Annotated in this window: 14 protein-coding genes; 8 read left to right on the top strand and 6 right to left on the bottom strand. The window is 70.1% G+C overall.

Annotated elements, in window-relative coordinates:
• Positions 1-19 precede the first annotated feature (19 nt).
• The gene (locus HNR07_RS14305) at positions 20-2,893 is read left to right on the top strand and encodes a helix-turn-helix transcriptional regulator (protein ID WP_184365417.1); all 2,874 of its coding nucleotides are present in this window, start codon (positions 20-22) and stop codon (positions 2,891-2,893) included.
• A 7-nt stretch (positions 2,894-2,900) separates the two neighbouring features.
• On the opposite strand, the gene HNR07_RS14300 is transcribed toward HNR07_RS14305, so the two are convergent.
• The gene (locus HNR07_RS14300; protein ID WP_184365416.1) at positions 2,901-3,479 is read right to left on the bottom strand and encodes a rhodanese-like domain-containing protein; all 579 of its coding nucleotides are present in this window, start codon (positions 3,477-3,479) and stop codon (positions 2,901-2,903) included.
• Positions 3,480-3,693: 214 nt separating this feature from the next.
• Positions 3,694-5,055, bottom strand: coding sequence for a glutamine synthetase family protein (locus HNR07_RS14295; protein WP_184365415.1), 1,362 nt, complete (start codon positions 5,053-5,055; stop codon positions 3,694-3,696).
• Between the two features lie 261 nt (positions 5,056-5,316).
• On the opposite strand from HNR07_RS14295, the gene HNR07_RS14290 reads away from it, so the two are divergent.
• Positions 5,317-7,095, top strand: a complete 1,779-nt coding sequence (locus HNR07_RS14290; RefSeq protein WP_184365414.1) for an NAD+ synthase — start codon at positions 5,317-5,319, stop codon at positions 7,093-7,095.
• Positions 7,096-7,123: 28 nt separating this feature from the next.
• On the opposite strand, the gene HNR07_RS14285 is transcribed toward HNR07_RS14290, so the two are convergent.
• Positions 7,124-7,732 carry a dihydrofolate reductase family protein gene (locus HNR07_RS14285; RefSeq protein ID WP_184365413.1) on the bottom strand — a complete coding sequence of 203 codons (609 nt, stop codon included), beginning with the start codon at positions 7,730-7,732 and terminating at the stop codon, positions 7,124-7,126.
• Positions 7,733-7,859: 127 nt separating this feature from the next.
• Between HNR07_RS14285 and HNR07_RS14280 the strand changes: the two genes are divergently transcribed.
• The 3 genes from HNR07_RS14280 to HNR07_RS14270 all read left to right on the top strand — a co-directional run bounded on the left by HNR07_RS14280 (position 7,860) and on the right by HNR07_RS14270 (position 9,858).
• Positions 7,860-8,438 (top strand): TetR/AcrR family transcriptional regulator, encoded by a 579-nt coding sequence (locus HNR07_RS14280; protein ID WP_184365412.1) that lies wholly within the window; start codon positions 7,860-7,862, stop codon positions 8,436-8,438.
• Between the two features lie 269 nt (positions 8,439-8,707).
• Positions 8,708-9,589: a DUF4258 domain-containing protein gene (locus HNR07_RS35905; RefSeq protein WP_184365411.1), complete on the top strand. Its 882-nt coding sequence runs from the start codon at positions 8,708-8,710 to the stop codon at positions 9,587-9,589.
• Between the two features lie 35 nt (positions 9,590-9,624).
• On the top strand, positions 9,625-9,858 hold the full coding sequence (locus HNR07_RS14270) for a DUF2283 domain-containing protein (RefSeq protein WP_246420960.1): 234 nt from the start codon (positions 9,625-9,627) through the stop codon (positions 9,856-9,858).
• Here HNR07_RS14270 and HNR07_RS34380 read toward each other — a convergent pair.
• The 3 genes from HNR07_RS34380 to HNR07_RS14255 are packed head-to-tail and all read right to left on the bottom strand — an operon-like array spanning position 9,746 to position 10,564.
• Entirely contained in the window at positions 9,746-10,207 is a 462-nt protein-coding gene (locus HNR07_RS34380) for a LuxR C-terminal-related transcriptional regulator (RefSeq protein WP_246420309.1), read from the bottom strand. The two genes, HNR07_RS14270 and HNR07_RS34380, sit on opposite strands and share 113 nt — an antisense overlap.
• A complete protein-coding gene (locus HNR07_RS14260; protein ID WP_184365409.1) occupies positions 10,207-10,362 on the bottom strand; it encodes a hypothetical protein in 156 nt (51 codons plus the stop codon). The genes HNR07_RS34380 and HNR07_RS14260 overlap by 1 nt, the downstream gene beginning before the upstream one ends.
• 49 nt (positions 10,363-10,411) lie before the next feature.
• Positions 10,412-10,564 carry a hypothetical protein gene (locus HNR07_RS14255; RefSeq protein WP_017581624.1) on the bottom strand — a complete coding sequence of 51 codons (153 nt, stop codon included), beginning with the start codon at positions 10,562-10,564 and terminating at the stop codon, positions 10,412-10,414.
• Between the two features lie 307 nt (positions 10,565-10,871).
• Between HNR07_RS14255 and HNR07_RS14250 the strand changes: the two genes are divergently transcribed.
• From HNR07_RS14250 to HNR07_RS14240, 3 genes are all read left to right on the top strand, one after another.
• The gene (locus HNR07_RS14250; protein ID WP_246420307.1) at positions 10,872-11,552 is read left to right on the top strand and encodes a hypothetical protein; all 681 of its coding nucleotides are present in this window, start codon (positions 10,872-10,874) and stop codon (positions 11,550-11,552) included.
• Positions 11,553-11,641: 89 nt separating this feature from the next.
• A complete protein-coding gene (locus HNR07_RS14245; protein WP_184365408.1) occupies positions 11,642-11,980 on the top strand; it encodes a hypothetical protein in 339 nt (112 codons plus the stop codon).
• Positions 11,981-12,335: 355 nt separating this feature from the next.
• A complete protein-coding gene (locus HNR07_RS14240) occupies positions 12,336-14,150 on the top strand; it encodes a carbohydrate-binding module family 20 domain-containing protein (RefSeq protein WP_184365407.1) in 1,815 nt (604 codons plus the stop codon).
• Positions 14,151-14,726 lie beyond the last annotated feature (576 nt).

Genomic DNA, 14,726 nt, shown 5'->3' with positions numbered 1-14,726 from the left:
GCCGGGCATACTGTCACGTATGTCCCCCAGCGAACCCGTCTCCGCCCTCGTCGGCCGCCAGCAGCAACTCGACCACCTCCTCTCCGACGCCGCCCGGGCGCGTGAGGGCGAGTCCAGGGCGGTTCTTCTCTGCGGTGACGCCGGGATCGGCAAGTCCCGGCTGTTGGAGGAGTACCTGCGACGCACACCCATGCGGTACTCGGCGCTGGGCGGCTGTCTGGAGCTGGGCGCGGAGGGCATCGCCTTCGCCCCCTTCACCGCCCTCCTGCGCCAGCTGGTCCGCGTGGTCGGCGGGGGCGGTGAAACCACTGGCGGAGAGCTGTCCCGGCTGGTACCCGGGCTGGGGCCGGTGCGGGAGAGCACCGACGACCACGGCCGCGCCCGGCTGTTCGAGGCGGTGCTCACCTTCCTGGAGGAGCGCGCCCGCCCCGGCGGGCTCAGCCTTGTCATCGAGGACCTGCACTGGGCCGACGCCTCCACCCGGGACCTGCTCGTCTTCCTGCTGCGCAACCTCGGCTCAGTCCCGGTGCACCTGGTGGTCTCGGTCCGCTCCGACGACCTGCACCGCACCCACCCGCTGCGCCGGGTGCTCCCGGAGCTCGAACGGCTGCCCGGTGTGAGGCGACTCGACCTCGAACCGCTCTCCCGGCAGGCCGTCGCCGAACAGGCCACCGCTCTGCGCGGGGTGGCTCCGGATCCCACAGCCCTGGACCTGCTCCTGGAGCGCAGCGGCGGTAACCCGCTGTTCGTGGAGTCCTTCCTCGCCGCGCCTGAGGGAGGCGCTGTCCCCGACGGTCCGCGCGAACTCCTCATGCGTCGCGTCGAACCCCTCTCCGCGAGCACCCGCAAGGTGCTGGGTCTGGCCTCGGTGGCCGGGGACCGGGTCGAGCACGCCCTGCTCGCCGAGGTGGCCGAGGCCTCGGGGATCGGGGAGGACGACCTGGACGAGGCGCTGCGCGAGGCCGTCGACGCCCGGGTCCTGCGGGCCAACGACACCGGTTACGTGTTTCGGCACGCCCTGTTGGCCGAGGCGGTCAAGGGCGACCTGCTTCCGGGGCAGCGGGTGCGGGCCCACCGCCGTTACGCCGAGGTCCTGGACGCCGGGGTGCCGGGGTTGCCGCGTGCCGGGGCCGTCGCCCAGCTGGCCCACCACGCCTACGCCGCGCACGACCATCCGCGCGCCCTGTCCGCCGCCTGGGAGGCCGCGGCTCAGGCCAGCGCCGCCAGTGCCTACCCCGAGCACCTTGCTTTGCTCGAACGCGTGCTGGAGCTGTGGGAACTGGTCCCCGACGCCGCCGAACGTCTGGGACTGGCACCCGGAGAGCTGCTACTGCGGGTGTGCCGGGTGGCACAGATCTCGGGCAGCCTGACCCGGTCGGTCAGGCATGCCACCGACGGGCTCACCACCCTGGACCCGCTCTCCGAACCCGAGACCGCGGCCCGCCTGCTGGTCGCCCGCGCTCGGGCCTACAAGGACCTGGGGCGCATCGCCGCCCTGGACGACCTGCGCACCGCCGCCGAGCTCCTGCCCGAAGGACATCCGGAGCGGGCCGCTGTGAGCGCCGCCACCGGTGCGGTGCTGATGGTGTGGGGCCGGGACGCCGAGGCAGGGGAGGTCACCCGCGCCGCGATCGGTGAGGCACGTGCCTGCGGGGACCGGGCCAGTGAGGCCGATGCGCTCATCACCCTGGGCAGCCTGCTGGACGTCACGGGTTCGGAGGAGGCCCTGGGGATGCTGCGCGAGGGCGTGCGCATCGCACGGGAGATCGGCGAGGTCCAGGTGGAGATGCGCGGCCTCAACAACCTGGGCAACAACCACGTGAGCCGGTTCGAGTTCGAGGAGGCGCTGGCCCTGGCCCGTGAGGTCATGGAACGGCGGGCCGCGCTGGGAGCGCTGCGCGCCACGGACACCAGCTACATCAACGGCGTGACCAAGGCGCTGATGGACCTGGGGAGGTTCGACCAGGTCCGGGCCGCGCTGAACGAGGCCCCCTCCGCGGAGGGCCGGATCGGCGCTCACCTCCAGTACGACCTCGCCCTGCTGCACATCGTGGAGGGTGACTGGGAAGCCGCCCGGGAGGCCACCGACGGGATCGCCCGGCTGCTGCCTCAGGAGACCTCCCCGCCGGTGGAGTACATGTCGTACTACTACATGCGGACCCTGCTGCTCGTGCACGGCCCGGGTGAACGGCTGGCCGAGGCGGCCCGGCTGCTCCTCGCAGGTGAGGCGGACGCCGGTGTGCTCTCACAGGTTCGTCTGGTCGCCGACGGCCTGTCCACCATGGCCGAGGTGGCCTGGCGGCTGCGGCGCCGGGCCGCGCCCGGGGACCGCGACCTCGCGGACGAACTGGCCGGGCTCCTCCTGGCCACCCTGGCGCGAGAGGACTGGGCCACCTCACCCGTGGGGGAGCTCACCCTGCACGCCAGCAGGGCCTTCCTGGAGGTGGAGCCGGACCTGGCCCTGGCTCATTGGAAGCGGGCGCTGCCGCTGGTCGCGCGGGCCAGCTGGGTCATGCGCGTCGAGTTCCTCCACGGCGCGTTCTGGGCGGCCCACGAGGCGGGCGAGCCAGCCCTCGCCAGGGAGCTCGTGGAACGGGTCGAGGAGCAGCTGGCTGGGTTCGAAGCCCCGTTCGTGCGCCAGCAAGCGACACGGATGCGCGTGGCACTCGGCGGGTCCCATGACCCGAGGGTCGCGCTGCCCGCCGGGTTGACCCCGCGTGAGGCCGAGGTCCTGGTCCAGCTGGCCAAGGGGCTGTCCAACCGGGAGATCAGCGAGGCGCTGTTCATCTCGGCCAAGACGGTGAGCGTGCACGTGAGCAACCTGATGGGCAAGCTCGGCGCACGCAACCGCACGGCGGCGGTCGCGAAGGCGCGCGAGCTCGGTCTGGTGTAGTCCTCTGTCAGGTTCGGGAACCGGCCCGGCTCATCCGGGCCAGCGAGGCCTCGATGTCCACCTTGTTGACCGGCTGGTTGTAGGGCAGCTTGGCGAGCATGAGTGCCATGCCGCAGGTGTTGGTCAGCCCGGCGAAGGTCAGCCCGGCGCCGATGAAGGCGGCGACGAACACGGCCGGGGTCCACCACAGGCTCAGCAGGGCGGTGACCAGCACGATCGAACCGGCGATCAGGCGCACCTGGCGCTCCAGGGCCCAGCGTTCCCGGCCGTGCACGGCCGGGGCGTCTGCGGCGGCCCAGGCGTTCATGCCGCCGGAGAGGACCACGGAGTCGCTCAGGCCCGCGGCCGCCAGCTTGGTCTGTGCCTGTTCGGCGCGGGGGCCGGACTGGCAGATGAGGACGACCTGCTCGGAGGTGTCCCGGGCCACGCGCCCAGCGTGCTGGTCGAGCTGGCCCAGGGGGAGGTTGACGGCGCCGGGGATGTGCGAGCTCTCGAACTCGGCGGGGGTGCGCACGTCCACCAGGAGTGGGGCGGAGTTGCTGTCGACCCGGGTGCGTACGGTCGCTACGTCGACGAACTTGCTCATGTCTCTGGCTCCTGAAGGGAGTCGGGCAGGGCGGAGGGGGTAGGCGCGGTGGGCGGGACCGGGGTAGTCCACCAGCCTAGTAGGAATACTACCCCGGGGGGTATGTGACGTGCTTGGCAACGGGATCGGGAATAGCCGGGCGACAGAACGAGGCCCGTCCCCGGCCAGGGGGACGGGCCTCGACGCTCGGTACTCCCGGGCTCGGTACTCCCGATCAGAGAGTCGGCAGGTAGCGCTGGAGTTCGTAGGGCGTTACCTGGCGGCGGTAGGAGTTCCACTCCGCCTTCTTGTTGCGCAGGAAGAAGTCGAAGACGTGCTCACCGAGGGTTTCGGCGACCAGTTCGCTGTTCTCCATGAGGCGCAGGGCCTCGTCGAGGCTCTGCGGGAGGGGCTTGATGCCCAGGGCGCGGCGCTCGGAGTCGGTGAGGGCCCAGACGTCGTCCTCGGCGCCCGGGGGCAGTTCGTAGCCCTCTTCGATGCCCTTGAGGCCCGCGGCCAGGATGACGGCGTAGGCGAGGTACGGGTTGGCCGAGCTGTCCAGGGAGCGGATCTCGATCCGGCTGGAGTTCGACTTGCCCGGCTTGTACATCGGTACGCGGACCAGGGCGGAACGGTTGTTGTGGCCCCAGCAGATGTAGGCCGGGGCTTCGCCGCCCATACCGGCGGAGGCCGCGGGGTCGTCCCAGATGCGCTTGTAGGAGTTCACCCACTGGTTGGTGACGGCCGCGATCTCGTCGGCGTGACGGAGCAGGCCCGCGATGAACCCGCGACCGACCTTGGAGAGCTGGTACTCCGCGCCGGGCTCGTAGAAGGCGTTGCGGTCGCCCTCGAAGAGGGAGAGGTGGGTGTGCATGCCCGAACCCGGGTACTGGGTGAAGGGCTTGGGCATGAAGGTGGCGTACACGCCCTGTTCCATGGCCACCTCCTTCATCACGAGCCGGAAGGTCATGATGTTGTCGGCGGTGGTCAGCGCGTCCGCGTAGCGCAGGTCGATCTCCTGCTGGCCCGGGCCGCCCTCGTGGTGGCTGAACTCCACCGAGATGCCCATGGCCTCGAGCATGTTGATCGCGTTGCGCCGGAAGTCGTGCGCGCTGTTGTGCGGCGTGTGGTCGAAGTAGCCGCCGGAGTCGTTGGGCTCGGGGAACTCACCGTGCTCGGGGAACTTCTTCAGGAGGTAGAACTCGATCTCGGGGTGCGTGTAGAACGTGAAACCGAGGTCGGAGGCCTTGCCGAGCTGCCGCTTGAGCACGTGCCGCGGGTCGGCCGGGGACGGCGAGCCGTCGGGCATGAGGATGTCGCAGTACATGCGCGCGGTGCCGTGCGGTTCGTTGCGCCAGGGCAGCACCTGGAAGGTGGAGGGGTCGGGCTGGGCGAGCATGTCTGCCTCGTACACCCGGGCGAAGCCCTCGATGGCCGAACCGTCGAACCCGATGCCCTCGGAGAAGGCCGCCTCCAGTTCGGCGGGTGCCACCGCCACGGACTTGAGGTACCCGAGCACGTCGGTGAACCACAGCCTCACGAACCGGATGTCGCGCTCCTCCAACGTGCGGAGCACGAATTCCTGCTGTCGATTCACGATCAACCTTCCTCGATGCCGGTCGGTCCCGGTCCAGGCCCACCTGAGCGGAGCCGAGCCGGACGCGTTGTCCCGGGACCAGTGTGCCGTGCGGATATTTCCAGGGTATTTCCGCACACGCCAGCCAGCCTGCCCGGTCCGTCCCCCGCACACGCATTATGACCTCCGGCGCGGGGGTTTCGGGCCACCCCGGGCCGTATTCGTCGCGCCGGACCGGTGATGTAACACGCCCCGGAAACAATCGGTGGATACGCTCGGCCCGTGGCACAGCTGAGAATCGCACTGGCCCAGGTCAACCCCACCGTGGGTGACCTGGAGGGAAACGGTCGGCTCGTGCTGGGCTCCGCCCGGCGAGCCGCGGCGGCCGGCGCCCACCTGGTGGTGCTGCCGGAGATGATCGTCACCGGTTACCCGGTCGAGGACCTGGCCCTGCGCGACTCGTTCGTGTCGGCGTCGGTGCGGGCCACCCGGGCGCTGGCCACCGATCTGGCCGAAGCGGGGCTGGGCGAGCTGCCGGTGGTGGTGGGTTTCCTCTCCCGGAGGGAAGGCCCGGGTGAGCGGTACGGCCAGCCCTCGGGGGCGCCGCAGAACGCGGTCGCCGTGCTGCACGGGGGACGTGTCGAGCTCACCTCCGCCAAGCACCACCTGCCCAACTACGGGGTCTTCGACGAGTACCGCAACTTCGTGCCCGGCGACACCCTGCCGGTGATCCGGGTGCGCGGGGTGGACGTGGCACTGGCCGTCTGCGAGGACCTGTGGCAGGACGGCGGCCCGGTCACCGCGGTGCGAGCGGCGAGGGCCGCTCTGCTGGTCACGCTGAACGGCTCTCCCTATGAGCGGCACAAGGACGACGCACGCCTGGAACTCTGCTCGCGCCGCGCCCGCGAGACCGGCGCGGCCGTGGCCTACGTGAACATGGTCGGCGGTCAGGACGATCTGGTCTTCGAGGGCGACTCCCTGGTGGTGGACGCCGAGGGCGAGCTGATGGCGCGTGCTCCGCAGTTCGAGGACGCTCTGCTGCTCGCCGACCTGGAGCTGGCGGAGGCCGCGCAGACCAGGGGCGGCGCCGGTGACGGCGAGGTGGTGGACGGTCTGCGGATCGTCCGGCGCACGCTGTCCGCCGCGCCCGCGGAGCCCTGCGCACCGGTGCGCGACACCGTCACCCCGCGCCCGGATCCGCTTTCCGACGTCGGGGAGGTCTACCGCGCGCTGGTGGTGGGCCTGCGCGACTACGCGGCCAAGAACGGGTTCGCCTCGGCGGTCCTGGGGATCTCCGGGGGGATCGACTCGGCCCTGGTCGCGACGATCGCCGTGGACGCGCTGGGCCCGGAACGGGTGCACGGTGTCCTGCTGCCCAGCGCCTACTCCAGTGGGCACTCGGTCGCTGACGCGGAGGACCTGGCCCAACGCCAGGGTTTCGCGGCCCGCACGGTGCCGATCGCCCCGGTGGTCGAGGCCTTCGAGCAGGCGGCGGAGGGCGCTGACGCTCCGTTGAGCGGGCTCGCCGCGGAGAACCTCCAGGCGCGGGTGCGCGGCACGCTGCTCATGGCGTTGTCCAACCAGGAGGGCCACCTGGTGCTGGCCACCGGCAACAAGAGCGAGGCCGCCACCGGCTACTCCACGCTGTACGGCGACTCGGTGGGCGGTTTCGCCCCGATCAAGGACTGCTGGAAGACGCTGGTGTGGGAGCTGGCGCTGTGGCGCAACGCCGAGGCGGCCCGGCAGGGGCACACCCCGCCGATCCCGGAGAACTCGATCACCAAACCGCCCAGCGCGGAGCTGCGCCCCGATCAGCTCGACGCGGACTCCCTGCCCGACTACGCGCTGCTGGACGCGGTCCTGGACGCCTACGTGGGCACCGATCGGGGTGAGGCGGAGCTGGTCTTCGCCGGTTACGACCCCGAGCTGGTGCGTCGGGTGATCCGGCTGGTGGACCGGGCCGAGTACAAGCGCCGCCAGAGCGCGCCCGGCACCAAGATCAGTTCCCGCAACCTCAGCCGGGACCGCCGTCTGCCCATCACCAACCGCTGGACGGTGTGAGCGCGCACGGCGGGCCCGGCGTTGCGGGTCACGTCGCGACGGCGGCGCGCCGGCGGAAGAGGGTGTAGTCGGCACCCTTCTCGAAGACGTGGCTCTCCACCCGCTCGAACTCGGCGGGGTCGAAGGCCGCGCCCTCGAAGAAGGGCTTTCCGTGTCCGGCTACGACCGGGTACCGCTTGATCATGAGCTCGTCGATCTCCGGCAGCAGGAGTCCGGCGATGCTGGGCCCGCCGACCAGGCAGATTCCGAGCTCGCCGTCCTCCCTCTTGAGCTCACGGACGATCTTCAGCGGGTCGGCGGCCACCACCGTGACGTTCGGGTCGACGTCGGTCGGCAGGGTGCGTGAGAAGACGTACTCGCGCATGTGCCCGTAGGGGCTGGTCATCCCCTCGTCGAGGCCGACCTGGTAGGAGCCCCGGCCCTGCAGCATGGTGTCGAAGTGCTTGTTGGGCACGTCCACCCCGAGCGCTTGGCGGGCTGGGGCGGGGAGCAGTTCCGGGTACTCGTTCACATGGAACTCGCCGGTCTCCCCGAGGCCCTCAGCGGGGTCGCCGAGGGGAAAGAAGCCGAAGGAACCGTCGGGCGCGCAGACGTAGCCGTCGAGCGAGGCCGCGACGAAGTAGGTGAGGGTTCGCATGTGTCTCCTCGTGAGGGTGTCCTCGTGGCCGAATGACCACTATGATTAAAGTACTTCAAACAAAGTACTTCGAATGTAGTAGTTTGCCAAGGGGTTTTCGGGACCCCTCGATGAGAGGGAGAAACACGTGGTCAGGAACCCGGAGCGGCGTGCGGCGCTACTGGACGCCGCCATTGGGGTGCTCGCCGAGGAGGGCGCCCGCGGGCTCACCTTTCGGGCCGTTGACACCAGGGCGGGGGTGCCTGTCGGCACCGCCTCCAACTACTTCACCAACCGCGAGGAGTTGCTCGCCCAGGCCAGCGTCCGCACCTATGAGCGCTTCATGCCCGCACGGGCCGAGTGGGACAACGTGCTCTCCGGCCCCCGCGACCGGGCCAAACTCGCCGAGATCATGCGCGCCACGGTCACGCGTCTGGCCGCCGATCCCAACGTCTACCTGGCCGCGCTGGAGCTCCAGCTGGAGGCCACCCGCCGCCCCGAACTGCGCGCGGACCTCACCGCCCGCGTCCGCGCGGACCTGGACGCCAACATCGCCTTCCACGAGGAGGCCGGTATGCCCGGCGGCCGTGACACCGTCCTGGTGCTGTACCTGGCCCTGAACTGGCTGGTGACCGAATACCTCACCCTGCCCGGGGTGCTCGCCTCCGAGGGCGGATTGGAAGAGCTGGCCACCCGGGTGGTCAACCGCATCGATCTCGAAGGCTGACGTCCCGCTCGGGGCGGTACCGCTGGGGGCGGCCCCGAGCGAGCCCTGCCGCTCCACCCCGGACCTGACCAAAGTCAGGGATCGGGAAGCCGCCTACGCAACGAAGGTCATGACCGACTTCCTTCCTCGGTGGGAGGTTTGTGGCCTTCTGTTCCCGAGAGGATATTCACCTCCCCGACCGCGCTCCCGACCCATACGGCCACGAACCGTAGTGGTCGGGGGCGCTGCCGTGTTCCTGGAGAATCCATAGACGTAGACGGGACACCCCGGTGAAGAAGCAGTACCCGGCCCTAGCCCTCGGAGTCGTAGCCGCGCTCCTTCTCTCGGAGACGGCGGTGGTCGCCGACGAGCGGCCCGACCACACGCGCGACACTCTCGACCGTATCGACGAGGTGGCCGACGCTGTCGCCGCGGAGGAGTCCGCGGCCTACCCCGAGGAGTTCTTCTCCTCCGGCCGGCCGGAGGAGGTGACCATCGGCTCCGAGCCGGACTCGGCCCTGCGCGTCCCCCTCCCAGACGGCGAGGAGATCCTCATCGGGATGCCCGCCCCGGACCGGGCCCGCGCGTCCGTGGGCGCGTCGGGCACGATGCTGTTCGCCGGGGACTCCGCCGACTTCTCTTCGGCGGTTCGGACGGAAGACGGTGGCACAGCGCGCCTGCTGCTGTACATTGACTCCCCGTCCGCCCCGGACGAGTACCGCTTCGACCTCGACCTGCCTGAGGGCGGTGAGCTCGTGGAGCTCGAGGACGGCGGTGCGTTCGTCCTCGACGGGAACGGCGACATGGTCGGGACCGTCGCCCCGCCGTGGGCGGTGGACGCCGACGGCGCCCCCTTGCCCACCGAGCTGACCGTCCAGGGCGACTCCCTCGTGCAGCGGGTGGAGTTCGGCGAGGACACGGTCTACCCCGTGGTCGCCGACCCGTTCTGGATCCCCGCGCTGATGGTGGGGGCGAGGATCACCGCCCATGCCGCCGGCCAGATGGCCAAGCGGAAGGTCAGCCAGAAGGTCGTCCAGCAGGTCGTCCAGAATGGGAAGAAGACCGCGGGGAAGGGCAACACCAGTGTTTTCGTCCAGGGCAAGGGCAAGAACAGGATCCGCGTGGTCGTGAACAACAAGAACGGCAACATCGTCACCGTCACCAAGGGCTGACGGGGATGTCCCGGCCCGCGCACGAGGAGCAGAGCATGCGGATCACCTACGACAGTGAGGCGGGCGCCGCCTATATCTACGTCGTCGACCCCATCGGAGCGGGGGAGGCCGTCACCCAGCAGCACTCGATCACCACCCCCGACCCGGACGGGGAGATCATCCTGGACTTCGACGCCGACGGGAAGCTGCTCGGCATCGAGGTCCTCGACGCGGAGCGGGTGTTGCGCACCGACACCTTGAAGGCAGCGGGCCCGCCCACGGAGGGCTAGCGGCTGCCTGCTGGGCCGTAGCCGATCGGGTACGGCCCAGCACGTTTCCCACCGCTTCCGTGCTCAGCGGTTCCCGCCCCTCAGACGAGGCCGAATGCGCTGGCTCGGGCCCGGCGGTGGCGCGGTTGGGAACGGCCAGCTTGCCGAGGATGTTGGACACGCGCACGCTGGCCGTCTTGGGGCTGATGAACAGCTCGGCGGCGACGCCGACCCCGGCGTTCCCTCCGACCAGCAGCGCCCCCGGAGGCCCGGTCCGTACGCGGTGTGCCTGGTCGGCCAGCAACCGCAGATGGTCCAGGCGGCCGACGAAGACGGGACTGGTGTCCGAAAGGAGGGGCATATCGCCCATCATGCTCTCGGTGGCTGGTAGCTCACCTGGTTTTCCCGGCGGCGGGTCCGCGCCCCGTTGCGCAGACGTCGGGTGCGGCGGCTGGGTTCGGCCCGGCGCGGGCGCTCCTGGTACAGGGCGTGCGTGCTGGCCAGGCGCAGGTCGTCGTAGCCCATGCTGTTCCCCCGTGGTGGTGTTGGCGCGGTCTTGTCGTGGGGCGCGCCCTCAGGTCGTGTCGGAGCGTCGGCCCTCGCGTGCGGCCCGTCGGCGGGCGCGGGCCTCGGCCCGCGCCTCACGGACCGCGTGGAGGTGCTCGCTGCGCTGGGCGGCCCGCTCGGAGAGGGCCCGGCTGCTGTGCTGTGGTGCGAGGTGGAACACGGTGAGTCCTTCGGTTGTGCGGCGGAACCGGTGCCCCGCCCTTGTGTCCTCCACGATCCGGCTAAGGGGGTCCCTCGCGCATCGGGAGGATTCACCGGTTTTGCGCACGGATCCGGGGAAGCGGTGCCTAAGGCGTCCAAGACGTGTGAGGTGCCTCCTAAGCATCCGGTCTCAGACCCGTTCGGCCGTGCTCAGGAGGGGTTTCCGTCGCAGGTTCCTCTGGTCGGGGGCGTGTCACCGGGCGTTCTCGGGCGGTGGCGCGTAGTTGTCTTGAGGTGTCACAGGGTGAACCTCAAGGAGGCGTGGGATGACTCTGGTCGCTTGTGGGGCCGGTCGGCGGGTCGCGGGCGGGCGCGGGGGAGGGCTCGGGCGAAGGTCCGGATGGGCCCTCGCCGGCCTGGCCGCCGCCGCGTTGTGCGCGGCCCCCGCCGTCGCGGACGAGGACGAGCCGGAGCGAGGGCTGCCCGGTGTGCTCTCCGGGGGTGAAGGGCTCGCCGACACCGACCTGGTGGGGCTGACGCTGTTCGGGGTGGACCAGCCGCCGCTGCCGGGGGAGGAGGTCGTCTACCGGGCGACCGTGGCCAACGGCGGCGGGACTCCGGTGGAGGGCGCGCTGCTCGCCCAGCACCTGCCCGACCCCCTGGAGGTGCTGGAGATCGACCAGGGCGGGCTGGTGGAGGAGGGGGTCGCCAACTGGCGGGTGGACGTGCCCGAGGACGGGGAGGCCGTCTACACCGTGCGGGTCCGGGTGCCCGAGAACGCCGAGGCGGGGGCCCGGGTGGTGAGCACCGCCTGCCTGCTGCTGGACCGCGACGCCGAGCCCTCGGCCTGTGCGAGTGACACCCTCCTGGTCGCCGACCGGACGGTGCTCTCGCGGGCGGGGGAACTGGTCGACTGCGACGGCGTGCTGCGGGCGGTGGGCGTGGGAGTGTTGATGGTGCTGGTCTGGTTGCTGTGGCGGCAGTGGGGGCCGGCCCGGAAGGCCTGAGGGTGCGTTCGGGGTGGGTTGTCTGTTTTGTTACGTCAGGGCGTCAGTAAAGCAGGGTCATCAACTACAGGGCGTAGTAGTCTACGGGCATGGACATTCTCTACTCCGCGCTCGTCTTCCTGCACATGCTCGGCCTGGCCGGCATCATCGCCGGTTTCCTGATGCAGCTGATGACCGACAACCTCAAGTCGACCAAGGTCCTGCTGCACAGCGCCCTGCTCCAGTTCGTCACCGGCCTGCTGCTGGTCGGCGTCGCCGAGATGGCGGACATCGTCGAGATGAACCACGTCAAGGTCGCGGTGAAGCTCCTCGTCGCCCTGGGCGTGGTGGTCGTCGGTGTGCTGAACCTGCGCAAGCCCGCCAAGAACCTGGCGATCATCGCCGGTGTCCTCGCCATCGTCAACATCGGTGTCGCGGTCTTCTGGTAGCCCTCTCCAGCCATGTCGGCGTACCCGCCCGCACGGGTCGCCGTCTCGCCGCCGGTGGCGGCTCGGACCACACACGGTCCGGGCCGCCACCGGCGTTTCTGCTGTCCGACGGTGTCCTGTGTCGCCTGTTCCTGCTCGGTCCGGGGTGTGGTTTCGAATTTCTTGCAGGTTCTTTCGTTGAGGTCAGGGCGTTGTTGCGTGGCTCTGGGTGCTTAACGCACCGGTCAACACCTGTTCACAATCGAAGGTTCTTCTGTTACCTTCATCACCTCCACGCAAACTCTTGCGGATTCTGCAAGATGATGCGGCGGGGCAGCGCGGCCCCGCTTCAGGACTCCCCCCCAAGGAGCGCTCCATGAGAACAGCCCGACTCGGTGCCCTCGCCGGTGCCGTGGTGCTGGGAACCGGCCTGCTAACGGTTCCCGCGTCCGCGACCCCCCGGGAAGCCGCCCAGGCACCCCCCGCCGCCGCCCAGGAGGGCGCGGCCGACACCATCGTCCACCTCTTCCAGTGGAACTGGGACTCCGTCGCCGCCGAGTGCGCCGACTTCCTCGGCCCCGCCGGATACGGCGGCGTCCAGGTCTCCCCGCCCCAGGAACACGTGGTCATCCCCTTCTCCGAAGGCGGCAACTACCCCTGGTGGCAGGACTACCAGCCGGTCTCCTACCAGGTCGACAACACCCGGCGCGGCACCGCCGAGGACTTCGAGGACATGGTCGCCACCTGTGCCGACAACGGCGTCCGGATCTACGTAGACGCCGTCATCAACCACATGACCGGCCCGCAGGAGGAAACCAGCACCGGCAGCGCCGGGACCGAGTGGAAGCAGTACGAGCACCCGGACCTGTTCGGGGACGGCTCGGCCGCCTACGCCTACGACGACTTCGGCCCGTGCTACGACACCATCGAGAACTGGAACGACAAGTGGGAGGTCCAGAACTGCCAGCTCCTCGACCTGGCCGACCTGGACACCGGCTCCCCGCACGTTCGGGAACAGATCACCCGTTACCTGAACGAGCTGATCGCCATGGGCGTGGGCGGCTTCCGGGTGGACGCCTCCAAGCACGTCGCCGAGGATGACATGGGAGCCATCATCGGCGCGCTGGACGAGGTCCCCGGCTTCGGCGGCGCTCCGCACGTCTACCACGAGGTCTACGGCGACCAGACCGTCCCCTACACCGCGTACACGCCCTACGGTCAGGTCACCAACTTCGACTACAAGCGCGACATCGCCTCCGGCTTCGCCAACGGGAACATCACCGGACTCACCGACATGCCGGACCACGGCGGCCTCACCTCCGCCGAGTCCGTGGTCTTCGTCGACAACCACGACACCCAGCGCTACGAGCCGACCCTCACCTACGTGGACGGCGACCGCTACTACCTGGCCACCGCCTTCATGCTCGCGCACCCCTACGGCACCCCCGTGGTGATGTCGAGCTACGACTTCCAGGGCAACGACACCGAGGGCCCGCCCAGCATCGGCGAGGTCGACGGCAACCCCGCCGGATGGATCACCGAGGACAGCGACTGCGCCAGCTCGGACTGGGTCTGCGAGCACCGCGACGAGGCCGTCAGCGGCATGGTCTCCTTCCGTAACGCGGTGAGCGGCACGGGCCTGACCGAACGCGCCCAGGACGGATCGTCCCGTGTGGCCTTCGACCGTGGTGAGAGCGGTTTCGCCGCCTTCAACGCCTCGGGCCAGGCCTGGCAGCTGAGCGCCCCGACCTCCCTACCCGACGGCGACTACGACAACGCCGCGGGACCGGGCGGTGCCACCGTCTCCGGCGGTCAGGTCTCCGCGACCGTCCCCGCCGACGGCGCCCTGGCACTGCACGTGGGCGGCGAGTGCGGGCAGGACTGCGGCGGCAACGGCGGCGGCCCGGGTGAGCCCGGCGACCCGCAGACCGTCACCGCGACCGTGCACACCCAGTTCGGCCAGGAGGTGCACGTGGTCGGCTCCACCCCCGAACTGGGTTCCTGGAACCCGGCGGACGGCGCCCCGCTGACCACCGACTCCGGCACCTACCCGCAGTGGTCCGGCAGTGTCACCATCGGCCCGGACACCGAGTGGAAGCTGGTCAAGGTCTGGCCCGACGGCGGCGCGGACTGGGAGCCCGGCGCCAACCGGGTCGGCCCCGCCGCCTCCGTCACCTGGGGCCAGCGCTGATCCCGCCCCGCTGACCCGGCCCCGCGGGTTCATCTCCGCTGAGCCATTCTTGCGGGCGCATCCCCACGGAGCCATCTCCAGGACCGTTCACCCCCCCCGGTCCGACCCTCGGGCACCTTCGCGCCACACTCCTCCGGCGCGGAGGTGCCCTTCCCCTTTTCGCTGCCGTCAGCCCGCGGAGGCGTCCTCGAGAGGGCCGGGCAGGCGCGGCAGGGCTCCTAGGCCGCACAGGAAAGGGGACGCGGCCGTGAGCTGTTCCGTGATTCATTGACAAACACTTATCTCTGTAATCACAGATCACCACCATGGAAGCCTGCGGAGTCCAGGGTCTGAGGCATGGGCCGTCTACACGAGTAGAAGAAGTCGGCGGGTTGTCGTATTCGGCGGGCACGACTCCGCCCGCCCCGCTAGCGTTTGGTCTCGAACACCTGAACGATTGCGATGAATGTCCCCTGGTGTTGGACCGGGACGTCAACGCCGCACGCAACCTCGCCCAACTGGCGCAGAGCATGAGTAATACCGGTACCGGAGTGGCCGGAGACCGGGGAGCGCGAGCTCCGAAGCCCCGTGGAGCCG

It is taken from the genome of Nocardiopsis metallicus, from assembly GCF_014201115.1.
Lineage (GTDB): Bacteria > Actinomycetota > Actinomycetes > Streptosporangiales > Streptosporangiaceae > Nocardiopsis > Nocardiopsis metallicus.
This window is presented reverse-complemented; position numbering and strand designations above follow the sequence as displayed.

Coding starts and splice junctions, on each gene's coding strand:
- HNR07_RS14305 (WP_184365417.1), top strand. CDS start 20: ATGTCCCCCAGCGAACCCGTCTCCGCCCTCGTCGGCCGCCAGCAGCAA.
- HNR07_RS14300 (WP_184365416.1), bottom strand. CDS start 3,479: ATGAGCAAGTTCGTCGACGTAGCGACCGTACGCACCCGGGTCGACAGC.
- HNR07_RS14285 (WP_184365413.1), bottom strand. CDS start 7,732: ATGCGAACCCTCACCTACTTCGTCGCGGCCTCGCTCGACGGCTACGTC.
- HNR07_RS14270 (WP_246420960.1), top strand. CDS start 9,625: ATGCGGATCACCTACGACAGTGAGGCGGGCGCCGCCTATATCTACGTC.
- HNR07_RS34380 (WP_246420309.1), bottom strand. CDS start 10,207: ATGGGCGATATGCCCCTCCTTTCGGACACCAGTCCCGTCTTCGTCGGC.
- HNR07_RS14260 (WP_184365409.1), bottom strand. CDS start 10,362: ATGGGCTACGACGACCTGCGCCTGGCCAGCACGCACGCCCTGTACCAG.
- HNR07_RS14250 (WP_246420307.1), top strand. CDS start 10,872: ATGACTCTGGTCGCTTGTGGGGCCGGTCGGCGGGTCGCGGGCGGGCGC.
- HNR07_RS14245 (WP_184365408.1), top strand. CDS start 11,642: ATGGACATTCTCTACTCCGCGCTCGTCTTCCTGCACATGCTCGGCCTG.
- HNR07_RS14240 (WP_184365407.1), top strand. CDS start 12,336: ATGAGAACAGCCCGACTCGGTGCCCTCGCCGGTGCCGTGGTGCTGGGA.